This is a genomic window from Sphingobacteriia bacterium, assembly GCA_017304685.1.
GTDB lineage: Bacteria > Pseudomonadota > Alphaproteobacteria > Rickettsiales > 33-17 > JAFKLR01.
Map to the genome: position 1 here is coordinate 589,253 of JAFKLR010000003.1, position 20,808 is coordinate 610,060.

A 20,808-nucleotide genomic window follows, 5' to 3' on the forward strand; every position below is an offset into this window, starting at 1 on the left:
TATAATCTAATATTTGTAACACTATTCGTGGAGGATTAATATGAGATATCATGTAGCAATTAATGGCATAATCAAAACAAACGTTTCCGTTGAAGAAAATAAACAATTTGAATCTAAAAAAGTTACTGATGGTATTGAAGGAAATGTAAATATTCAGGATGAAAATGGTGAATATTTTATACTTCACAATGAAGAAGTTAATAACATTGATTCTCAATTAGAAGTGTTTACTACTCGTAACCAAATTTTAAATCATATAAATAGTGGAATATCTGATTCTAAATTTATATATAAAGACGAAAAGAATAAACTTCATTTAATAAGTTATAAATTAAGTTCAAATATGAATATATCTAATGTAATTAAAATTATTACTAAAATTGAAGAAATAAAAAATATTGAATTTTTATTCGAAGAATTAGATGACTTTTATTATAATGAATTTTTAGATTTTGATTGTTACGTATAAAAAATTACACTTGCACAATATTAAATAAATTTATAAATTTTAATATAAGTTAATATTTATAAATTTAACGGATTTATGCGTAGTAAAATAGCAAATACTTCAGGGCTTACACTTATATCTTATATTTATGCTGAAATTTATAAGGAAAAGCCTAATATAAATTATATTGAAGAATTAATTAGTAATCTTGAACCGGGAAATATTAATATAATAATTGATAAATGGTCCGGTACATTATTGCATCATGCAGTACAAACTTTTAATAGTAAAATTGTAGAATTATTTATTAAATATAATGCGGATTTAAATGCAAAAAATGAAAATCGTGAGAGGCCATTAGAACTTGCTAAAAGGCAAATGAAAGAAATTAAATTAGCTTATAAAGAAGATAAAAGCTATTTTTCCGATTTTGAAAGTGCTAAAGAAATTGTTCAATTACTTGAAAATCATATGTGTAATTCCTTTCGTTCAAGAGAAGAATCAGGAAAGTTTGAAGTAATTAAAGGAAGATGATTATGAAATTATACATCTGTTATTTGTTGTTATAGCTTTTTCATTCTCTTCACGCCATTTATTTTGCCCTGGTTTTTGAGGTTCATACGATTGAGGTGAATTAAATGTATCAATTTTTATAGGTAATTCTTTATAATTTGAAGGTAAAGTTTCGTCTTTATCTGAGAATAATTTATTAATTTGCTCTTGTTTTTGACGTTCATAGGATTCGATTAAATTACATACGTCAATTCTAATAGGTAATTCTTTGTAATTTAAAGGTACAGACACACCTTGATTTAAAAATAATTTAATTATAGGAAAATTCCCCTTTATTAATGCTTGCTTAAAAAAACGTACTCCAGGTTTTATACCGCTTTTTAAGAGTGCATTAAGTTTTTCATAATTTTCATGTTCGATAGATGATTCAATATAGTTTTCTAAAACGCTCATTTCGATACAATGAGTAATAATATTGAAGATATCTCCATTATTAATTTTTATTGCTAATTCTAAATGGTGCATTTGTATTTTAGCTTTACCCTTTGTTATTAATAAATCAACAATATCTTCCTGGTTAAGGTTAATTGCTTTACTAAGCGGGTTATGTGGTTCATCGATATTTACTGAGTAACCTAAACTTAAAAGTATTTCGATAAAAGGAAGATTATTTTTTTCAATAGCTAAAAGTAAAATATTAGCTATAAATTGTGTATGAATATCATCAATGTAGCTATCATATGAAATAGCTATTGGTAAAGATTCTAAAAGATAAGTTTCACGGATAGGTTCAAAATTTGAATTTTGCAGTTTCATTACTATCAATTTTTTTAAGTGAGAAAATTCTAAAGTGCCAATTTCATCTTTTAAATCATCAATCGGAAAAATTACATATTGACTGAATAAATCTATAATCTTATTAAAAAACATCTGTTTTTTTATATCATCAGTTTTACTTATAGGATTAATAACCTTAGCTTTCATATGCATTAGCATTATATAGATATCTTTCAAATCATAATGGGTTATTATATTCATTATAAAATTTTGAATTAAAGGCTTTTCGAAGAGCTTATCAAATTTAACATTCAATTCTTTATGTTCTTTAAAAATGGAATAATCGATTTTTTGTAAAATATATTGTTTTAAAATATTTAGATGAGAATATGTAATAATATTTTTATTACATAATTGGCGTGAATCTATAGTTTTTTCCGGAATTGAATATTGTGATTGCATAATTAACTCTTTTATATCTGTAATAATAAATATAAAAGAGCATTTTCTAACGTACAAGAAATTTTAAGTTTTTTACATTTTGCATCTATCTACTGAATATACGCACGATTTAGCTTTAAGTGCTGTAATAATATTGCTTAAATGTTTTGAACCTTTTACTTCAACATCGATTAATATTTCAAAAAAATCATTTGAACGTGAAACAATTTTTAAGTTAGTGATATTAGCGCTTTCTTTTGCTATTGCGTTAATAATATTTGCAAGGCTACCTGGTTCATGTGTAATAATTACCTTAAGTCTTCCGATATAATTTTCGTCACCTTGGTCTTTTTCCCAAGAAACTTCAATCCACATTTCAGGATAAGATGAGTAATTTGATAAATTTTCACAATCGGCAGTATGAATTGTTATTCCACGTCCTGTATGAGCAATGCCTACAATCCTATCACCAGGAATTGGATGGCAGCAACCTGCGTAATGTAAAGCCATTCCTGGTATAAGCCCTTTAATGAAGACAGTGTTTTCTGTACTGTTTTTTTTAGCAGTTTTCTTAGAACTAAAATTAAATATTGAAAGCTTTTTCTTAAGTTTTTGTGCATTAGATTCTGGGAAAAGAGCTTTTAAAATGTCGCTTTTATTTACTACACCTTCACCTACTGAAGCGAAAAGATCTTCGACGGTTTTTTTCTTAAATACGTTAGTTAATGGTTCAAAATCTTTTTCATTAAAAACTTTTCCAAGAGCTCTAATTTCTTTAGCAATGATAGCGCGACCTAAATGCAAATATTCATCACGTTGCTGATTACGAATGAATTTTCTAATTTCTGATTTAGCCTTTGCCGTTACAACAAACTTTTCCCAGGTAGGAGAAGGAGTTTGCGATTTAGAAGTTATAATTTCAATTTGGTCACCATTAACTAATTGAATTTGTAGTGGTACTATTCGGCCATTAACTTTAGCACCAATGCATGTATTGCCAATATCTGAATGTACTGCATAAGCAAAATCAACCGGAGTAGAACCTTTTGGAAGAACAATTAGCTGTCCATTTGGTGTAAAACAAAAAACTTGGTCATAATACATTTGCAGCTTAGTGTTTTCTAAAATATCTTGAGATTCTTGAGAATTTTCTAATATATTTAATAATTCTCTAACCCACCTAAATTGCTTTCCTTCAGCTTTATATTCATCTCCTTGTTTATAAATCCAGTGAGCCGCTACCCCGAATTCTGCTACTTCATGCATTTCTTCAGAACGAATTTGCACTTCAATTCTATGTTGTGAAGGGCCTATAACTACTGTATGTAATGATTTATAACCATTATCTTTTGGAATACTTATAAAATCCATGAACTCACCAGGAACAATCTGGAATTTTGAATGAATAATGCCAAGAGCTTTATAACAATCGGTAATATTTTTTACAATAATTCTAAAGGCAACTATATCGGATAATTGCTCAAAGCTTACGTTTTTTCTTTGCATCTTATACCAAATAGAGCAGGGAGCTTTTTCTCTACCATAGATTTGGGCTTCAATATTTTGTTCTTGTAAAAGTTTTCTAAGTTCTTCTACGATTTGATCGACAACAATTGCTCCTTCCTTCCTTAAATATTCTAAACGACTAACAATAGATTGTCTTGCATCTGCATGAAGCTCTGCAAAAGCTAAATCTTGTAATTCAAGTTTAACTTTTTGCATACCCATTCTTTCAGCAAGTGAAGCATATATTTCCATTGTTTCTTTAGCTATACGCTGGCGCTTATCAGAAGATTTTACATATTTTAAAGTTCGCATGTTATGAATACGATCAGCAAGCTTTACAAGTAAAACTCTAATATCTTCAGACATTGCTAAAAGTAGTTTTCTAAAATTTTCAGCTTGTCTTATGTAATCTGGTTGATATTCAATTTTTGTAAGTTTTGTTACACCATCAACGAGTTTTGCTATTTCTTCACCAAACTCAATTTTTAGGCGCTCATAAGTAAGTTCTGTGTCTTCAATTGTATCATGAAGAATTGCTGTAATAATTGAAGCAAGGTCAAGCTTCATTTCAGCAACAATTGAGGCAACTTCAATTGGATGAGAGTAGTATGGGTCACCTGACTCACGCAATTGTGATCCATGATATTTTACTGCGTATTCACAAGCTTTTTTTAATTTATTTAAATCAGCTGTAGAATTGTAAGCTTTTACTTTATCGAGTAAATCTTGAACTGGCGCAATTTGTGTTACGTCTATATCTGATGTCATATTTAAAGAATATTTAAAAACATGTATTTATATCTAAAATTATAACATTTTTTTAGTAATTTTAAAACTGTTATTTCCAAGCGGTTAATATTATGTAATTTTAAAAAATAGTAAAGAAAGTTTTGTAAAGCAATTCCATTTTAATTATTCTATTATTGAAAGAAAAAAATAATTAATTATTTTTAAAATGTAATTAAAGATAATATAAGAAAATAGAGAATAATAAAAGGGTATAGATTATACCCTTTTATTAATTTATTGTTTTAAAGAAATATTATTGTCTTCTAATAATTGTTGTAATTCACCTGATTGGTACATTTCTTTAACAATGTCACAACCACCAATGAATTCACCTTTAATGTATAATTGGGGAATAGTTGGCCAATCGGTGAAAGCCTTTATTGCTTCACGAATTTCCATATCATTTAATACATTGATATCAAGGAAATCTACTCCTAATTTATTAAGTATTGCAACTACGGTTGCTGAAAATCCACACATTGGAGTTTCACTAGTTCCTTTCATATATAAAACTACATCATTTTCATGTATGTGCTTTTTAATTTCATCAAATAATTCTTTTTGAGTTCTAGTCATAATTATTTCCTCATTCCGGGATTTTTGTAGTTATTTTTAAAGCATGTAACTCACCACCTAAAACGTTTTTTAGGGCTGCATTTACCATTTTGTGCTGTTCTATTCGTGATTTTCCAGAAAATTGTTGCGACCAAATGGTTAAAGACCAATGATTATTATCACCGACTAAATCAGTTAATTCCCATTTTGCTTCAGGAAAGTGAGATTTTAAATGTTCAGAAATTTCATCAGCTGTAAGAGGCATAAAGCTTACCATTATTTTTTATTGGTAATATAAAAAGTTTTAAGTATAAGGTCAACAATTACAGTAATTACAAAAATTATTTTAAAGTTATTAATTAATTATTTTAATTAAGTCAATCCTTTACTATTTAGCAAAATATAGATAAATTAAAATATCATTATTACCAAGGAGGAAGAAATGTTAAAAAATAAATGTAAAAAGCTATGTTTTATGATTGGAATAACTTTTTTAAGTTTAGCCGCCTGTGACAGTAAAGAAGAGAAAAAAGATACTAAAGCTTCAATCTCCCCAACTGATATATTACCTGCAGGGGTTGATTATGCAACAGTGGTTAATCCAATTACAGGAGAAAAAGGTGAAGCTAGAAAAGGAACTTTAGCAGCTTTAATGGTTAATACTATGGAATTAAATAAGTTATTAAATAAAGAAAAATGGGAAGATAAAGATAAGAAAAAATTTGAAGAAATTGAAAAACAAGTAGTAGAGCTTATTCCATCTGCAAAATATATTGGAATTTTTGATTTTTTCACTTTAAATGAATGGATATCTGATTCTAGTAAATTAGGTAGATTATATGTAGGTTTATTAGCTTTAGAGCGTGATAAATCATTGTTAACTGAGGAAATTAAAACTTTTCTTAAGTCACTGCAAATTAATCATCCATTAATTGCAAAAAAAATTGAGAATTTACTTTAATTTAATTAGGAAAGTTTAATTATAAAACCCTTTCTTTAATAATATTTGAAGTTGTTTCGCGAAAATTTTTACTAATTGCAAGCATGGATAAAAAACTTGAACTACATGCAAGTGGGAATGCTATCAATAAAGCATTAGCAAATGTTTTATTTTGTATTACTGATTTATCGATGTCTCTAGATATATAACTGCCAAATCTATTATGAAATATAATATTAAAAACGCCAATAGGAATGAAATTTATATTATTTAAAGCAGCTTTAAGGCCTTGACCTGTCCAAATTATTAAAAATTTAAGTAAGAATATTCCTGTAGGAAGGGCAGTTCCTCCTGAAATTGCTGAGTGAATAATGGCATGAATAGGTTTTAATTTATTATATAACTTTGGTTTATAATATTCAGATACTTCTGGCTTCTTTTCTCTTTTTTGGATTATATATTCCACTATACCGCTATAAATTGAGCAACCAAGGATAATAGATAATGCGGGTTTTAAAAGAAACATTTTACTACCGCTTAATAAAATTAAAACAGTGCACATTTAACTATTAACTGAAAGTTAAGTAATTACAAGCAAGAATTTAAAAAAGCATTTTGTTGCTAAATTGAAGAATAATTATTAATATTCTGTTGAAATAAAAAAATAGAATTAGTTATATGAATTCAATTGAAATAAAAAATTTAGTAAAAGTTTATAAAGAAAATAATAAAGAAAAGCTTGCTCTTAAGGGAATAGATTTAAATATTCCAAAGGGTAGTTTTTTTGGCTTGTTAGGGCCAAATGGTGCGGGAAAATCAACTACTATTGATATTTTAGCGGGTCTAACAATTAAAACTTCAGGAAGTGTTAAAATATCTGGACTTGACCTTGAAAATGACTTCCTAGAAAGTCGTTATAAAATAGGTGTAGTGCCACAAGAATTGCAACTTGATACTTTCTTCACAGTAGGTGAGCTTCTTAATTATTATGCAGGTTATTACGGAATTATAAAACCGCAATACATTATTGACGAATTACTTGAGAATTTGCATCTGAAAGACAAAGTCAATACTTATACATACGCCTTATCTGGTGGGATGAAAAGAAGATTACTAGTTGCTAAAGCTTTAATACATCAACCAGAAATAGTTATTCTTGATGAACCTACAGCAGGAGTTGATGTTGAGCTTAGACATCAACTTTGGAATTACATAAGATTTTTAAATCAAGAAAAGAAAATTACTATTGTAATTACTACTCATTATTTAGAAGAAGCTGAAGAATTATGCGATTTATTGGCAATTATGAATGAAGGGCAGATAATTGCTTATGATACAACAAAAAATTTAATGAAAAAAAATACCATTAAATTTGTTGAACTCGGATTAGAGAATAATTTAGATGCTATTCCTAAATTTTTAATGGATTTTGAACCGCAATTAGAGGGCACAAAGCTAACATTAAAATTGCCTGAAAAGCTAAAAATAGGGGATTTTATTAAAGATCTTGCTTCCAGTGAATTACCTATCATCGATATTGCATTTAAAGAACCTTCTTTAGAGGATGTTTTTCGTAAACTCACAACTAAGCATTAATATTTGATTAGCTTTATTAAATAAAGCTTAATCCCAATTTGAACCAACTTATGAGATTAATTATTATGAAATATAAAAATATCTTTATTTTACTTTTGCTTTTAATATTTACAAACGAACAATTTGCATGTGCTAATACAGAAGAATTAGGTAAAGAAAAATTTAACCTTATAACTAATAATGACAAAGCTTTTAATGAAAAATCTCTTAAAGGTAAAATAAGTTTATTATATTTTGGCTTTACATTTTGCCCGGATGTTTGTCCTGCAACCCTTAATAATTTTTCTCTTGCATTAGATGAGCTTACAGATTCTGAAAAAGAAAATTTACAATTTGTTTTTATAACCGTTGATCCTAAACGCGATGATTTAAAATTAATGAAAGAATATATGACTAATTTTAATAGTAATATTATCGGTGTAACGGGTAGTGAAGAAGAAATAGATAAAATTATTAAATCATATAAGATTTATGCAGTAAAAGTCCCTAATAAAGAAAACCCTAAAAATTATACCGTTGATCATTCAACAATAATTTATATTATTGATCGTGAAGGTAAGTTTATAAGTTTCTTAGGACATGAGTCTAAACCAGAGGAAATTGTAAAAGAAATAAAAAAATATTTGAAATAGGTGTTTGAATGTCTATAGACAATAAAGAAGCAAAAAAAAATAAAAATCGTAAAGCTTTGTTAGAAATTACAGAAGTTAATAAACAATTTCCTGGCTCTCATTATTTAACTCTGAATGATATAAATCTTTCAATTTACGAAGGTGAATTTTTTGCTCTATTAGGTCCTTCAGGATGTGGTAAAACTACTTTAATGAGATTAATTGCAGGTTTTGATGAACCAGATAATGGAAGCATTAAAATTGATGGTATTGATGTTACAAACAAGCCACCTTATGAAAGACCTGTAAACATGATGTTTCAATCATATGCGCTTTTTCCTAATATGAATGTAGAAGAAAATATTGCTTTTGGTTTAAAACAAGAAAAATTAGCAAGTAATATTATAAAAGAAAGAATAGAAGAAGTATTAGATATTGTTAAAATGAGTACTTTTAGATCAAGAAATATTCAAGATTTGTCAGGAGGGCAGCAGCAGCGTATAGCTCTTGCAAGATGTTTAGCAAAAAGACCAAAAATACTTTTATTAGATGAGCCACTCGGTGCACTTGATTTAAAAAGCAGAGAACGTACTCAACTTGAACTTATTAATATTCAAAATTTATTAGGGGTTACCTTTGTAATGGTAACGCATAATCAGCAAGAAGCAATGGCAATGGCTAATAGAATGGCAATTATGGATAGTGGCCAAATTTTACAAGTAGGTTCACCTCAAGAGATTTACGATTATCCTAATTCAAGTTTCGTTGCGGATTTTATAGGATCTATAAATATGCTTGATGGCGAAGTAGTGAATTTTGATGATGATAAAGATGAAACAATTATAAGACTTCCTGAGCCGCTTTCTGTGGAAGTTAAAGTAATACATCAAAATAAATTTTCGATAGGTACAAAGGTAAAATTAGGAATAAGGCCAGAAGAATTAACAATTTCAGAAGATAAAATTAATAATGAAGATAATTATTTGAAAGGAGAAATTATAGACGTTGGCTTCTTAGGAGATCAGGTAATTTATCATGCAAAATTAATTTCAGGTCAGGTAGTGACTGTAACCGTTCCTACCGCGGCTCGCTCACGAAATAAAAATATAGTAGTGGGATCAAATGTTTACATTTCTTGGCATGATACTGATGGAATAGTACTTAGCGAATAATTTATTTTCTAAATTCCATATTTTTGTTAATTTGCTCACCCATTGGGCTTAAGACAATTTTACAAATTTTAGAATTATATCCTTTTATATCATTTTGAAAACTTATAAGGGTGTTTTTAAGCTCATTATTATCAGTTGAGTTAAGAGCGTTGGTTAAATTTAAATGAAATTGTTTGAGTTTAAGTTTTTCTTCAAAACTGATTTCTTCACTTCTTAAATATTCAATACGGTCCAGAAAATTTTCTAAGCGTTGGCAAATTATATAAGCTACATTACCAAGTTTATTTTCAGGATTAATATCTTTGAATTTTAATGAAAAATCTATTCCAAATTGCTCGTTTGAATCTTTTTTTAAAGTTTGATTAGAATTTAAATTTAGTTTTTTACCCTTTAAATCCTTTTCAATATCCTTTGAAATATCTATAAAAGCTAAATAGGAGGAAATAATAAAACATAATAATATAACAGGTATTGCTATAATAGCTGGAATAAAAATAGCTAAAATAAAGCCTAAAGCTATTGGTAAAGCAGTTTTTAAAACTTTTAAAATAGGGAAAAGGTTATTTTCATAAAAGCTAGCGCCTTTATTTTGTGTAGTAGAATTAAATTTTACCATTTTGCTAACTAATAATAATATTACAGAATAATTAAAATATTAACATAAATATTTTTTATGTGCAATACCTATATTAATGAAAATTAAGTTAAAACTTGACTTAATTTAAAAAACTTGATAGTGTAGTTATCCCAAAAAAATGGTAAAAAATATGTCAAATATTAGTGAAAAAGAAGTTTATAAAATAGCTAAACTTGCTCGTATAAGAATAAGAAATGATGAGCATGCTCAAAAATTAGCAAAGGAATTATCAAGCATTTTTACTGTAATTGATGAATTGCAACCTTTAGACGTTTCAAATGTTCCAGTAACTATTAATGTTATAGAAACTACTCAACCAATGAGAGAAGATATAGTTAAAGAAGGAAATATCACGGATAAAATACTTAAAAATGCTCCAAGCGCAGAATTTGATTGTTTCACAGTACCAAAGGTAATAGAATAATGAGTTTAATAGATTTAACCATAGTTGAAGCTAAAGAAAAGCTTTTAAAAAAGGAAATTTCTGTAAAAGAATTAATTGAAGCTCACATTAAACAAGCAGAAAAATTAAAAAACCTTAACGCATTTGTGTTAGAAACCTTTGAACAAGCATTTAATAAAGCAGAAGTTTCTCAACAAAAAATTACAAGTGGAAACCCAAGATTACTTGAAGGCATACCAGTTGCTGTTAAAGATTTATTTTGTACAGAAAATGTTAGAACTACTGCATGTTCTAACATTTTGAAAAATTATGTTCCACAATACGAGTCAACGGTTAGCGCAAAGTTTTTTGAAAATGGTGCTATAATGCTTGGTAAAACAAATATGGATGATACTGCTATGGGATCATCTAATTTAACCAGCTGTTTTGGGCCTTGTGAAAACCCGTGGAGAGGACAATCAAATCCTAATGAGAAATTAGTACCGGGTGGATCATCAGGTGGTTCCGCAATCGCTGTTTCTTCAAGAATGGCTATGGCAGCTCTTGGAAGTGATACAGGTGGTTCAATTCGCCAACCTGCTTCTTTTACAGGAAGTGTAGGTATTAAACCGAGTTATGGAAGATGCTCTCGCTATGGAATGATAGCGTATTCAAGTTCTCTTGACCAAGCTGGCGTATTTACTCGTACTGTGAGCGATGCAGCTTTAGCATTGGAAGCAATTATGGGAAGTGACGAATTTGATTCAACTGTATTAAATAACCCTGTACCTAGATTATCACAAATTCAATATTCAGAGTTAAAAGGCTTAAGAGTTGGAATTCCGAAAGAATATCATAATGATATGGTAGCTAAAGAAATTACCGATTTATGGCAACAAGGTGCTGATTGGTTAAGACAACATGGTGCAGAAATAGTTGAAATATCTTTACCGCATACAAGATACGCATTACCAGTATATTACATAGTAGCTCCAGCAGAAGCTTCAACGAATTTAGCGCGTTATGATGGTGTTAGATATGGACATAGAACAAGTGAAACTGTTCAAAATATTAATGATTTATACGAATTAACAAGGGCTGAAGGTTTTGGTGAAGAGGTTCAAAGGCGTATATTAGTAGGAACATTTGTGCTTTCTTCTGAAAAAATAAGTAGTTATTTTCAAAAAGCTCAAAAGGTTAGAACTCTTGTAATTCAGGATTTTAAAGAAGCATTTAGCAAAGTTGATGTTATCCTTACACCAACTGCTTTATCCGCAGCTTTCAGTATGGATGCTAAGCTCGATCCTGTAAGCATGTATTTAAATGACGTGTATACAATACCTGCAAGTCTCGCTGGACTTCCATGTGTTTCTATACCTGCTACTTTAAGTAATAATGGATTACCTTTAGGATTACAGTTAATTGCAAAACACTTAGATGAAGAAACTCTAATTAAAGCTAGTTTAGCTTTAGAAAAGGCAGCAAATTTCAAATATAAACCAAATACAATATAAACTAAGGTACGTAAATGAATTCTGAATGGGAAATAGTAATAGGTCTTGAAGTTCACGCTCAAGTTACCTCAAATGCAAAATTATTTTCAAGCGCTTCAACTAAATTTGGAGCAGAACCAAATTCTCAGGTTTCTTTTATCGATGCAGCAATGCCTGGTATGTTACCTAAGTTAAATAAATTTTGTGTTGAGCAAGCGGTAAAAACAGGATTAGGGTTAAATGCAGAAATTAATCTTGAATCTAGATTTGATCGTAAGAATTACTTTTACCCGGATTTACCTCAAGGGTATCAAATCACTCAATTTTTTAAGCCAATTGTTGATAAAGGATATATAAATATTAGGCTTAATGATGGCAGTCATAAAAAAGTTGGAATTCATCATATCCATTTAGAGCAAGATGCTGGAAAAAGTTTACATGATCAAAGCCCGCGCCATACTTTTATTGACTTAAATAGAGCGGGGGTGGCTTTAATGGAAATAGTTTCTGAACCCGACATGAGATCGGCTGAAGAAGCTGCAGAATATATGAAAAAACTTAGAGCTATACTTCGTTATCTTGGTACATGTGACGGTGATATGGAAAAAGGCTCATTAAGATGTGATGCTAACGTTTCTGTCCGTAAAAAAGGAGCACCTTTAGGCACACGTTGTGAAATTAAAAACCTGAACTCAATTCGTTTTATTATGAAAGCAATTGAGTATGAAGCAGAAAGACAAATTCAAGTAATTGAATCTGGGGGAACAATAGACCAAGAAACAAGATTGTTTGATACGACTACTGGCGAAACTCGTACAATGCGTTCTAAAGAAGATGCGCTTGATTACCGTTATTTCCCTGACCCTGATTTATTACCTATAAAACTAACTAGCGATTATATCGAAAACTTACGTAAAAGTTTACCTGAATTACCTGATCAAAAAGTTAAGAGATATACAGAACAATTAGGATTAACTGAATATGATGCTGAAGTTTTAACTTCAGATAAAACCTTTGCTGATTATTTTGAAGAAGTTATTAAAGAAGTAAATGAGCCAAAACTTGCAGCAAATTGGATTATGGCTGAACTCTTTGGGAGACTTAATAAAGCTGGTATTGAAATTACTGATTCGAAAATTTCTGCTAAATCCTTTGCAAAATTAATTAAATTAATGGCTACTGATGTTATTTCAGGCAAAATTGCGAAGCAAGTTATTGATATAATGTTTGAAACAGGAAGAGATGCAGAAGAAATTGTTGAGACAGAAAATTTAAAGCAAGTTACTGATACCGGTGAAATTGAAAAGGTTATTGATGAAGTGCTCGCTTCAAATCAAGACAAAGTAGCTGAATATAAATCTGGAAAAGATAAGTTATTTGGTTTTTTTGTTGGTCAAGTAATGAAAGCTTCAGGTGGCAAAGTTAACCCAGACATAGTAAATAAAATTCTTAAAGATAAATTATCTTAAAGAATTACTTCAAATGAAGTTAGTTTTCTATCGGTAAAATCTGAGGTATTATAATTTAACCTGTAATTCTCGCATGTATCTTTTATTATATGTTTTTTATTATTTAAACAATGAATAAACTTCATAAGAATACAGGTTACAATTAAGAAATTTTCATTGGTAACACTTAGTTTTTGTTTTTTAAGTTCTAATATTAATAAAATAATTTCAGTAGGAAGGTATTTAAATATTAGAGGACGTAAAGAACATTTTTCATTAAGCTTTAAGTGAGTATATTTATCAACTTTATCAAGAAAATCATTAAATAGATTGCCAAATTTTTCAATAAATTTGTTTTCCTTTAGGATTAATTCTTGGGAATAATGGTTAAAGTTCTTAGTTGGTATATTAAAAATAAAAATAGAATTTTTTGAACTCTGTAATAGCTTGGTTAAATTAATTTCTTTTCCTACTAATACTTTTTGTTGTTCAAGATTCTGTCTAAAATTTGAGATTAACATATAATTAATATTGTTTAGTTAATATTTAATTAATATATAATATTAAATTTTTTACCTTTTGTAAATATAGTTTAATATTATATATATAGATATGTTAACTACCAAACTTATATAATGACGTATTACTTATATTATGAAAATTTATAACTCTCGGTTTATTTTCTTCTTATATATCAATTTTTATACTCTTAATAAGATCTGTTAATAATTTCATTTCATCTTTTTCAGCTTTTATAATTTCAATAGTTTCTCTATAAGAGGTTTGAGATTTAATGCTTATAAAATTAGCTCTATTAGGTTCTCCTTCCTCTTTTTTTTCAGTAGAATTAGCTTGAAGATTTATATTAGGAAGAGAAGAAACTCTTCTAATTGGAGTAGGTCTAATGTTAGTAATAACACTCCCAATACCTTTGTTAATCTCTTCTTTTAAGTAAATTTTTAATGAATTGAAGCTATTCACAAGTTTATTTAAAAACTGCCCTAATATTTCAGTATTTTTCTCTATCTTATTTGTTAAAGTAGAAAATTCATTAGGGGAAAGATTTGTATTATTAAAATTATTAGATAAGGGAAGGCTAAAAATAGTTTCATTTCCTTTAAATTTTTTTTGGATATGCTCTTTATTATCTTTATTTTCCGCCTTACGTTTTTTTTGATTGTAAGTTTTATTTTCTTCTGATCCTGTTTTAGTTTTTTTATATTTAACTTCTGTGACTTCGTGAGCTTCCGATTTACGTTTTGTCATATTTTACCTATTTAGGTTATTAATATAATTTATACATATAAAAATATTTCATTTAAAAAAAATGTAAATTAATGTAATTATAAATTATATTAATCTTATAGTTTTACCTATGAATAATTTTCTTAGAATATTTGGTTTTGGTTACACTGCTAAATACTTAGCTAAAATTTTACCTGATAATTTTAAAGTTGATGGTTCTAATACTGGAACTAACGAAAATGGGTTTGTTTTTAATCCACCGACAGAAGTAGAAAATTTAGATTTTAGTGAAGTAACTCATATATTAATCACTATTCCTCCTGATCAGGATGGAGATTTAGTATATGAATATTATAACAAACAAATAATGAATGAAGCTAAAAAACTTAAATGGATTGGATATATTTCTACAACTGGAGTATATGGTGATTATCAAGGTAACTGGGTTGATGAAACTTCAGAATTAAGAGCTAATGATGTACTATCACTAAACAGAATTAAAGCTGAAAACCAATGGCTAGAATTTGGTAAACATAATGCTAATCTTTCTATAAATATTTTTAGAGTAGCAGGTATTTACGGACCTAATCGCTCGATTGTAGAAAAAGTTATTAATGATAACTATAAAATTATTAAAAAAGAGGGGCAATATTTTAGTAGAATTCATGTAGAAGATATTGCAAATATTATTTTAAAAACCATGGCAAATTACAAAACTGAAATTTATAATTTAGCAGATGATTTACCAACTTCACCCGAAGAGCCATATTTATATTTAATTCAGAAGTTAAACAAAACTACCCCGGAAATTTATAACTTTAATGAAATTGCTTTAAATGATATGTTAAAACACTTTTTTAATTCAAGTAAGAAAGTAAATAATAATAAAATAAAAGAAATTTTAAATATTAAATTGAAATACCCAAGCTATCAGCATGGATTTGATGAAATTTTAAAACTATATCAAAAATAATAAATATCTAAGAAAATAATGAGGAAAAGATAAATGATGCTTTCAGTTGTAGTACCTATATATAATGAGCGTGAAAATATTAAGCCTATGATAGAAGCTTTAAAATCCAATTTAAATAAGTATGATTATGAAATTATATTTGTAGATGATGGTTCAATAGATGGAACTATTGAAGAAGTAGAATCTCATTTAGATCAAAAAACAAAGTTAATTCAGTTATCTAGAAATTTTGGCCAAACCTCAGCGATGGCTGCAGGGATTGCAAGTGCAAATGGTGAATATATAGTTACGCTTGATGGTGATTTACAAAATGACCCTTCAGATATTCCAATGATGTTAGATAAATTAATTACTAATAAAGTTGATATGGTTGCAGGTAGAAGAGCCAACAGACGTGATGGCGCACTACTTAGAAAATTTCCAAGTAAAGTTGCTAATTTTATAATTAGGAAAATTAGTGGTGTTGATTTAAAAGATTATGGTTGCACTTTAAAAGTTTTTAAACGCGATTTAGCTGTAAAATTAGACTTATACGGTGAATTACATAGATTTATTCCTATCTTAGCCCATATGAAGGGTGGAAAAATTTTAGAAGTTGATGTTAAGCATCATTCAAGACAATTTGGTAAATCTAAATATGGTATTGGTAGAACAATGAAGGTGGTAAGTGATTTGTTCTTAATGATGTTTATGCTTAAATATCGTCAAAAGCCTATGCATCTCTTTGGAACTTTAGGGGTAGGTTCTCTTTCAATATCATTTTTAATTGCCATTTATTTATTCTTTCTAAAAATTATTGGTCAATCTATTACAGATAAACCTTTATTTTATTTGTTCATTATTCTTGTAATAGCTTCATTACAGTTAATTACTACAGGTTTTTTAGCAGAACTTGTTATGAGAACATATTATGAATCTCAAAATAAGAAACCGTATGAAATAGCAAGGAAATTAGGCAAGTTTGATAATGACGCTTAATAAAAAGAAAGTATTTATTATCCTTAAATTATTGCTAATAAGTGTAGCTGGATATTACCTATATACTAAACTTGATTGGAAAGAAATAACGCTTTATTTAAATAAAATAAGTTTTATCAACCTTTTCATTTCATTTGTATTTCTTAATTTATCATATGTTTTTAGTGCTTATCGTTTAAAAGGGTATTTAAAATTTAGAAATATTAAAGAAAAAATTTCAAAATTATTACTTCTGGGTTACAAATGTAGTTTTTTTAGTAATTTTCTTCCTGGCGGTATTGGAGGTGAAGGATTTAAACTATATTCTTTCATAAATACATACAAATTACCTAGCAAAACAGCAATTAAATTAGTGTTTTCTGATCGCGGAAGCGGAATGCTTTCTTTGGCTTTTTTAGTACTTCTTTTTTTGTCTTTTATAAATATAAAATTAAAAATTCCACAAAATTTAATTATATTAATGTCCTGTGTTGGTCTTATAATAAATGTAATTTTATATAGAATAATAACTTTTAAATTATTAGACGAAACTACTAATATTTCTTTTAGATCATTCTTTTACTCTCTTTTAGTTCAATTGTGCTGCGGCATAGCTTTTATAGTAATATTACTTGATATTAACCCTAATATTGATATTAAAAGTTATATGTTTGCTTTCTTTTTAAGTTCGGTAATGATTATTATCCCAGTATCTGTCGGTGGGCTTGGTATAAGAGAAGTTACTTTCTATATTACTTCTAAATATCTATATATTGATTCAGAACTTGCAATAACCGCGTCAATAATTTTTTATATAATTTCATTAATTTCTTCTTTATTTGCAATTCAAGGAGTTATCAAAGTCAAGGATTTAAACTAATTGTCTATTGAATAAAATTATGTTATCAAGGAAATATGGAGTTATTTACTAACTTTTACGGAGAGTTTAAAAATGGTTAAAGCTAAAAATAAAATTAATAAAATATTATCCAAAGTTACAATCGTAACCCTTCTTTCTACAACTTTATTATCTACTACTGGATGTGAAAATGGAAGAGGATTTAATCGCCAAGATGCAGCTTCTTTAATGGGAGCAATTGGTGGTGGAATTTTAGGGTCAAATATCGGTAAAGGTAAAGGTAGAATGGTTGGTGCTGCTGTTGGTGCTTTAGGTGGAGCTGCATTTGGAAGCTGGCTCGGTGAAAACCTTGAGCCTAGAGATCGCGAATATCATTACAGGACTACACAAACCACACTTGAAACTGTACCACTTGGTGAAACAAGAGAATGGACCGATCCAGATACGCATGCACGTGGTTATGTGACACCAACAAGAACTTATAAAAAATCTGGAAAATATTGCCGCGAATATAATCAAAAAATCGTAATAGGTGGTAAGGAACAGAGCGCTTATGGTACTGCTTGTCGTCAAGAAGACGGTAGCTGGGAAATTCAAGAGTAGAATAACAAATACTATAAACAAGCCTAAAAATAAGCTCTATACTTTTATAGAGCTTATTTTTATTTAAACACTAAAATTGATTTCTTTTAATGTTATTTTTGTATTCCTTACAATTATTTTACAATCTTCTTAACTAAAAGTTTGATTTTCTTTAAGAAATTTTATATTAATTACTGCAGAGAAAATATAATTTAAGGATATAAAGATGAATGAAGCATTTATAAGCGAGGGTTTAAAAGAGCCTATTACAGGTACCATAATGAAAGGTAAAAAAGGCCTTATCATGGGAGTCGCTAATGATAAATCCATAGCATGGGGTATTGCTCAAGCTTTACATGCGCAGGGTGCTGAAATAGCTTATACATATCAAGGTGAAGCATTACTTAAAAGAGTTGAAAAATTAGCCACTTTAACTGATTCAAATACATTAATTCCTTGTGATGTAAAAGATCAAGCTTCAATTGATGAAGCATTCAAACTAATTGAAAAAAAATGGGGTAAAATTGACTTTATAGTTCATGCAATAGCATTTTCTGACAAAGAAGAATTAAAAGGTCAATACGTTGATACATCATTAGAAAATTTCCTTAATACCATGCATATTTCAGTATACTCATTTACGGCTGTTGCTCGTAAAGCTCGCGAATTAATGAAAGATGGCGGGAGTATGCTGACTCTAACATATTATGGTGCTGAAAAAGTAATGCCACATTATAATGTTATGGGTATTGCTAAAGCTGCTTTAGAAACAAGTGTACAATATTTAGCAGCAGATCTTGGAAGAGAAAATATACGTGTAAATGCAATATCAGCAGGGCCAATAAAAACATTAGCTGCTTCTGGTATTGGTGATTTCAGATATATTTTAAAGTGGAATGAATATAATGCTCCTTTAAAAAGAAATACTACTATTCAAGAAGTAGGTGGTGCTGGATTATATTTATTAAGTGATTTAAGTACTGGGACAACAGGTGAAATATTACATGTTGATAGTGGGTATCATGTGGTGGGGATGAAGGCGATTGATGCGCCGGATATTACTGTAATAATGAATGGCGAATAATTAAGAGGTTTTTTTATGACAGAATACACGCAAGCAACGTTAGTGGGTGATAAATATAAAATTAGCGTTCCACAAGAAGACGTTAATATAAAAGAAAGTACTGTAAAAGCTTTGAAGTGTTTTGCTCTTGAAGCCGATAATATAATTATTAGAAATACTTTAGTACAATCAGATGATATTTTAGCATTTAATTCTAAAAGTCTAAGTATTTTTTCTTCTACCCTTGAATCAGGAAAACATATTTATGTTAATGAAGGCTGTGCGCTAAATATTTATAACTCTGAAATTAAATTTGATGTAGAATATGTGACACAGGATGTTTTGCAAGAAATTATGAATGGGTACTTTAGTTAAATTTTTTTAATGGCTAATTTACTTTATAATTTAGCCATTAAAACTGTTTCTTTTTGAGATTTTTCATATTTTTCTCTTTCAGAACTTATATGAATAGTATTTTTAATCTCATTTTCAATCTCTATAAATAATTTTTCAATATAATTATCTATAGCTTTAGAATCATTAATATGATTGTCCCTAAGTAGTCTATTATTTTGTTCAATAACTCTTTTAGAAATATAACTATAAAGTGATACAACAAGAATACTTCCAAATAATGGTATTAAGGCTTCATCTTGTATCCCTAAGATTTCACCCACAACTGGATTTAATAAATCTACATTTGCTGGTACTTTTTTTACATGTTCAATTAAGAATTTAGCAGCTTTTAAGCGAGGAGAAGAGGAGCTATTAGGATGTTCTAATATGTATTTTAGTAATACTTTAACTCGTCCATCTAATTCTTTGTAAACTCGATGTCCAAAACCATGGATTACCTTTGAGTTGTTCAAAATATTATCTAACGAAGTTTTGATATGCTCTAAATTATTAGAAGTGGAAGTTAAAACTTCAGCAATTTTATCTAAATTTTTTATGATATGAACCATTGCTCCACCATGGCTTTCTCCCATAATTGAAGCAAAAAGTGCATCTAAAGGTTCTTCCTTAAATCTCTTAGTTATTTCATGCGCTGATGCTACCCTAATTCCTGCATCCACACTATTACTAAATCCATGTTCTATTAAGCAAATAAACCAGGCATTTATTAAGTTTTTATCTGATTGTGTACAAGTTTTTCCTTTTAAACGATAATAAAAAAGCTCAGCAAATGTTTCAAATTTTTTATTATAATCAATTTTAATATGACAAAATTTTCTCCTATAAATTTCAGTAAAATGAAATAATACTTTTGCAAAAAGTTCACTACTTGCATTAGCTAAAGAATTCCAAGATTTATTGTTAATTTGAATTTCTTTAAAATCATATTTAAAAGATGTATTAAATGATCTTATAAAAGAAGTATTAAATAGATTAGTTGAAGTTTTTTCTTCAGTTACAGGATTAATAGCAATTGCATTTTCAAAAATATTACCTCTATAACTACAAAAATCATTTATTATTTTTTGAGAAAGATTAAGTAAGCTTTGATTGCTCCTAATATTATCAAGATCATTATTTAAGAAAAGAGCGGCTGCAATTTCTTCAAATTTATTATTTACGCAATCTTCTAAATCCATATTCTTTATTATTTCTTTTCCCTCAAATAAAATGCAATTTGTAGAGGGCATTGTAGCAGGGTTTTGATAATTATTATTTTTACCAAGTAAAAATAATATTTTTTCAAGGTTTGCTAGTTTTTTATTAATTGAAGAATTTGTTGAAGTTTTCTTTAACTCTTGTAATCTTTGATGATATTTTTGATCAAGCATAAATTGAGTATTTAAAATTAATTTAAGCATTAAT

General features: G+C 28.3%; 24 protein-coding genes. 15 read left to right on the forward strand and 9 right to left on the reverse strand.

Going from position 1 to position 20,808, the window contains the following annotated elements; all coding sequences use genetic code 11:
* The first annotated feature begins 40 nt into the window (after positions 1–40).
* Both J0H68_02785 and J0H68_02790 read left to right on the forward strand, forming a co-directional pair.
* The gene (locus J0H68_02785) at positions 41–469 is read left to right on the forward strand and encodes a hypothetical protein (GenBank protein ID MBN8827614.1); all 429 of its coding nucleotides are present in this window, start codon (positions 41–43) and stop codon (positions 467–469) included.
* Positions 470–544: 75 nt separating this feature from the next.
* Positions 545–982, forward strand: a complete 438-nt coding sequence (locus J0H68_02790) for a hypothetical protein (GenBank protein ID MBN8827615.1) — start codon at positions 545–547, stop codon at positions 980–982.
* Here the strand turns inward: J0H68_02790 and J0H68_02795 are convergent, their stop codons facing one another.
* The 4 genes from J0H68_02795 to J0H68_02810 form a co-directional block, all read right to left on the reverse strand.
* The gene (locus J0H68_02795) at positions 983–2,200 is read right to left on the reverse strand and encodes a hypothetical protein (GenBank protein MBN8827616.1); all 1,218 of its coding nucleotides are present in this window, start codon (positions 2,198–2,200) and stop codon (positions 983–985) included.
* A 72-nt stretch (positions 2,201–2,272) separates the two neighbouring features.
* Positions 2,273–4,453, reverse strand: a complete 2,181-nt coding sequence (locus J0H68_02800) for a bifunctional (p)ppGpp synthetase/guanosine-3',5'-bis(diphosphate) 3'-pyrophosphohydrolase (protein MBN8827617.1) — start codon at positions 4,451–4,453, stop codon at positions 2,273–2,275.
* 255 nt (positions 4,454–4,708) lie between these two features.
* Complete coding sequence (grxD, locus tag J0H68_02805; protein MBN8827618.1) at positions 4,709–5,050, reverse strand: Grx4 family monothiol glutaredoxin; 342 nt, start codon at positions 5,048–5,050, stop codon at positions 4,709–4,711.
* A gap of 10 nt (positions 5,051–5,060) precedes the next feature.
* A complete protein-coding gene (locus J0H68_02810) occupies positions 5,061–5,294 on the reverse strand; it encodes a BolA/IbaG family iron-sulfur metabolism protein (GenBank protein MBN8827619.1) in 234 nt (77 codons plus the stop codon).
* 177 nt (positions 5,295–5,471) lie between these two features.
* On the opposite strand from J0H68_02810, the gene J0H68_02815 reads away from it, so the two are divergent.
* A complete protein-coding gene (locus J0H68_02815) occupies positions 5,472–5,990 on the forward strand; it encodes a hypothetical protein (protein MBN8827620.1) in 519 nt (172 codons plus the stop codon).
* Positions 5,991–6,009: 19 nt separating this feature from the next.
* Here J0H68_02815 and J0H68_02820 read toward each other — a convergent pair whose 3' ends face one another.
* Complete coding sequence (locus tag J0H68_02820) at positions 6,010–6,495, reverse strand: hypothetical protein (protein MBN8827621.1); 486 nt, start codon at positions 6,493–6,495, stop codon at positions 6,010–6,012.
* A gap of 152 nt (positions 6,496–6,647) precedes the next feature.
* On the opposite strand from J0H68_02820, the gene J0H68_02825 reads away from it, so the two are divergent.
* The 3 genes from J0H68_02825 to J0H68_02835 all read left to right on the forward strand — a co-directional run bounded on the left by J0H68_02825 (position 6,648) and on the right by J0H68_02835 (position 9,348).
* The gene (locus J0H68_02825) at positions 6,648–7,565 is read left to right on the forward strand and encodes an ABC transporter ATP-binding protein (protein MBN8827622.1); all 918 of its coding nucleotides are present in this window, start codon (positions 6,648–6,650) and stop codon (positions 7,563–7,565) included.
* A 65-nt stretch (positions 7,566–7,630) separates the two neighbouring features.
* Positions 7,631–8,197, forward strand: coding sequence for an SCO family protein (locus J0H68_02830; GenBank protein MBN8827623.1), 567 nt, complete (start codon positions 7,631–7,633; stop codon positions 8,195–8,197).
* An 8-nt stretch (positions 8,198–8,205) separates the two neighbouring features.
* A complete protein-coding gene (locus J0H68_02835) occupies positions 8,206–9,348 on the forward strand; it encodes an ABC transporter ATP-binding protein (protein ID MBN8827624.1) in 1,143 nt (380 codons plus the stop codon).
* A 1-nt stretch (position 9,349) separates the two neighbouring features.
* On the opposite strand, the gene J0H68_02840 is transcribed toward J0H68_02835, so the two are convergent.
* Positions 9,350–9,964, reverse strand: a complete 615-nt coding sequence (locus J0H68_02840) for a hypothetical protein (protein ID MBN8827625.1) — start codon at positions 9,962–9,964, stop codon at positions 9,350–9,352.
* A 151-nt stretch (positions 9,965–10,115) separates the two neighbouring features.
* Between J0H68_02840 and gatC the strand changes: the two genes are divergently transcribed.
* From gatC to gatB, 3 genes are read left to right on the forward strand one after another with little or no spacing between them, the layout of a single operon-like run.
* Positions 10,116–10,409: an Asp-tRNA(Asn)/Glu-tRNA(Gln) amidotransferase subunit GatC gene (gene gatC, locus J0H68_02845; GenBank protein MBN8827626.1), complete on the forward strand. Its 294-nt coding sequence runs from the start codon at positions 10,116–10,118 to the stop codon at positions 10,407–10,409.
* Positions 10,409–11,881, forward strand: a complete 1,473-nt coding sequence (gene gatA / locus J0H68_02850) for an Asp-tRNA(Asn)/Glu-tRNA(Gln) amidotransferase subunit GatA (GenBank protein ID MBN8827627.1) — start codon at positions 10,409–10,411, stop codon at positions 11,879–11,881. Before gatC ends, gatA begins: the two co-directional genes overlap by 1 nt.
* A 14-nt stretch (positions 11,882–11,895) precedes the next feature.
* Positions 11,896–13,329 carry an Asp-tRNA(Asn)/Glu-tRNA(Gln) amidotransferase subunit GatB gene (gatB, locus tag J0H68_02855; GenBank protein MBN8827628.1) on the forward strand — a complete coding sequence of 478 codons (1,434 nt, stop codon included), beginning with the start codon at positions 11,896–11,898 and terminating at the stop codon, positions 13,327–13,329.
* Here gatB and J0H68_02860 read toward each other — a convergent pair.
* Positions 13,326–13,829 (reverse strand): hypothetical protein, encoded by a 504-nt coding sequence (locus J0H68_02860; GenBank protein MBN8827629.1) that lies wholly within the window; start codon positions 13,827–13,829, stop codon positions 13,326–13,328. The genes gatB and J0H68_02860 overlap by 4 nt on opposite strands.
* A gap of 166 nt (positions 13,830–13,995) precedes the next feature.
* The gene (locus tag J0H68_02865; protein ID MBN8827630.1) at positions 13,996–14,574 is read right to left on the reverse strand and encodes a hypothetical protein; all 579 of its coding nucleotides are present in this window, start codon (positions 14,572–14,574) and stop codon (positions 13,996–13,998) included.
* 109 nt (positions 14,575–14,683) lie between these two features.
* Here J0H68_02865 and J0H68_02870 point away from each other — a divergent pair, with 109 nt between their 5' ends.
* The 6 genes from J0H68_02870 to J0H68_02895 all read left to right on the forward strand — a co-directional run bounded on the left by J0H68_02870 (position 14,684) and on the right by J0H68_02895 (position 19,362).
* Positions 14,684–15,526 carry an NAD-dependent epimerase/dehydratase family protein gene (locus tag J0H68_02870; GenBank protein MBN8827631.1) on the forward strand — a complete coding sequence of 281 codons (843 nt, stop codon included), beginning with the start codon at positions 14,684–14,686 and terminating at the stop codon, positions 15,524–15,526.
* Between the two features lie 33 nt (positions 15,527–15,559).
* Positions 15,560–16,504, forward strand: coding sequence for a glycosyltransferase family 2 protein (locus J0H68_02875; GenBank protein MBN8827632.1), 945 nt, complete (start codon positions 15,560–15,562; stop codon positions 16,502–16,504).
* Positions 16,494–17,363 carry a flippase-like domain-containing protein gene (locus tag J0H68_02880; protein MBN8827633.1) on the forward strand — a complete coding sequence of 290 codons (870 nt, stop codon included), beginning with the start codon at positions 16,494–16,496 and terminating at the stop codon, positions 17,361–17,363. Before J0H68_02875 ends, J0H68_02880 begins: the two co-directional genes overlap by 11 nt.
* Before the next feature lie 72 nt (positions 17,364–17,435).
* Entirely contained in the window at positions 17,436–17,945 is a 510-nt protein-coding gene (locus J0H68_02885; protein ID MBN8827634.1) for a glycine zipper 2TM domain-containing protein, read from the forward strand.
* Between the two features lie 259 nt (positions 17,946–18,204).
* Entirely contained in the window at positions 18,205–19,008 is an 804-nt protein-coding gene (fabI, locus tag J0H68_02890; GenBank protein MBN8827635.1) for an enoyl-ACP reductase FabI, read from the forward strand.
* A 15-nt stretch (positions 19,009–19,023) separates the two neighbouring features.
* Positions 19,024–19,362: a hypothetical protein gene (locus J0H68_02895; GenBank protein ID MBN8827636.1), complete on the forward strand. Its 339-nt coding sequence runs from the start codon at positions 19,024–19,026 to the stop codon at positions 19,360–19,362.
* A gap of 23 nt (positions 19,363–19,385) precedes the next feature.
* Here J0H68_02895 and J0H68_02900 read toward each other — a convergent pair whose 3' ends face one another.
* Positions 19,386–20,804, reverse strand: a complete 1,419-nt coding sequence (locus J0H68_02900; protein MBN8827637.1) for a citrate/2-methylcitrate synthase — start codon at positions 20,802–20,804, stop codon at positions 19,386–19,388.
* Positions 20,805–20,808: the final 4 nt, after the last annotated feature.

What these genes read in the sequence shown, in the direction of transcription:
- J0H68_02835 (MBN8827624.1), top strand. Translation starts at nt 8,206, where the DNA reads ATGTCTATAGACAATAAAGAAGCAAAAAAAAATAAAAATCGTAAAGCT.
- J0H68_02825 (MBN8827622.1), top strand. Translation starts at nt 6,648, where the DNA reads ATGAATTCAATTGAAATAAAAAATTTAGTAAAAGTTTATAAAGAAAAT.
- gatC (MBN8827626.1), top strand. Translation starts at nt 10,116, where the DNA reads ATGTCAAATATTAGTGAAAAAGAAGTTTATAAAATAGCTAAACTTGCT.
- grxD (MBN8827618.1), bottom strand. Translation starts at nt 5,050, where the DNA reads ATGACTAGAACTCAAAAAGAATTATTTGATGAAATTAAAAAGCACATA.
- fabI (MBN8827635.1), top strand. Translation starts at nt 18,205, where the DNA reads ATGAAAGGTAAAAAAGGCCTTATCATGGGAGTCGCTAATGATAAATCC.
- J0H68_02875 (MBN8827632.1), top strand. Translation starts at nt 15,560, where the DNA reads ATGATGCTTTCAGTTGTAGTACCTATATATAATGAGCGTGAAAATATT.
- J0H68_02815 (MBN8827620.1), top strand. Translation starts at nt 5,472, where the DNA reads ATGTTAAAAAATAAATGTAAAAAGCTATGTTTTATGATTGGAATAACT.
- J0H68_02790 (MBN8827615.1), top strand. Translation starts at nt 545, where the DNA reads ATGCGTAGTAAAATAGCAAATACTTCAGGGCTTACACTTATATCTTAT.
- gatB (MBN8827628.1), top strand. Translation starts at nt 11,896, where the DNA reads ATGAATTCTGAATGGGAAATAGTAATAGGTCTTGAAGTTCACGCTCAA.
- J0H68_02885 (MBN8827634.1), top strand. Translation starts at nt 17,436, where the DNA reads ATGGTTAAAGCTAAAAATAAAATTAATAAAATATTATCCAAAGTTACA.
- J0H68_02840 (MBN8827625.1), bottom strand. Translation starts at nt 9,964, where the DNA reads ATGGTAAAATTTAATTCTACTACACAAAATAAAGGCGCTAGCTTTTAT.
- J0H68_02870 (MBN8827631.1), top strand. Translation starts at nt 14,684, where the DNA reads ATGAATAATTTTCTTAGAATATTTGGTTTTGGTTACACTGCTAAATAC.
- gatA (MBN8827627.1), top strand. Translation starts at nt 10,409, where the DNA reads ATGAGTTTAATAGATTTAACCATAGTTGAAGCTAAAGAAAAGCTTTTA.
- J0H68_02900 (MBN8827637.1), bottom strand. Translation starts at nt 20,804, where the DNA reads ATGCTTAAATTAATTTTAAATACTCAATTTATGCTTGATCAAAAATAT.
- J0H68_02865 (MBN8827630.1), bottom strand. Translation starts at nt 14,574, where the DNA reads ATGACAAAACGTAAATCGGAAGCTCACGAAGTCACAGAAGTTAAATAT.
- J0H68_02785 (MBN8827614.1), top strand. Translation starts at nt 41, where the DNA reads ATGAGATATCATGTAGCAATTAATGGCATAATCAAAACAAACGTTTCC.
- J0H68_02795 (MBN8827616.1), bottom strand. Translation starts at nt 2,200, where the DNA reads ATGCAATCACAATATTCAATTCCGGAAAAAACTATAGATTCACGCCAA.
- J0H68_02860 (MBN8827629.1), bottom strand. Translation starts at nt 13,829, where the DNA reads ATGTTAATCTCAAATTTTAGACAGAATCTTGAACAACAAAAAGTATTA.
- J0H68_02800 (MBN8827617.1), bottom strand. Translation starts at nt 4,453, where the DNA reads ATGACATCAGATATAGACGTAACACAAATTGCGCCAGTTCAAGATTTA.
- J0H68_02830 (MBN8827623.1), top strand. Translation starts at nt 7,631, where the DNA reads ATGAAATATAAAAATATCTTTATTTTACTTTTGCTTTTAATATTTACA.
- J0H68_02895 (MBN8827636.1), top strand. Translation starts at nt 19,024, where the DNA reads ATGACAGAATACACGCAAGCAACGTTAGTGGGTGATAAATATAAAATT.
- J0H68_02810 (MBN8827619.1), bottom strand. Translation starts at nt 5,294, where the DNA reads ATGCCTCTTACAGCTGATGAAATTTCTGAACATTTAAAATCTCACTTT.
- J0H68_02820 (MBN8827621.1), bottom strand. Translation starts at nt 6,495, where the DNA reads ATGTTTCTTTTAAAACCCGCATTATCTATTATCCTTGGTTGCTCAATT.
- J0H68_02880 (MBN8827633.1), top strand. Translation starts at nt 16,494, where the DNA reads ATGACGCTTAATAAAAAGAAAGTATTTATTATCCTTAAATTATTGCTA.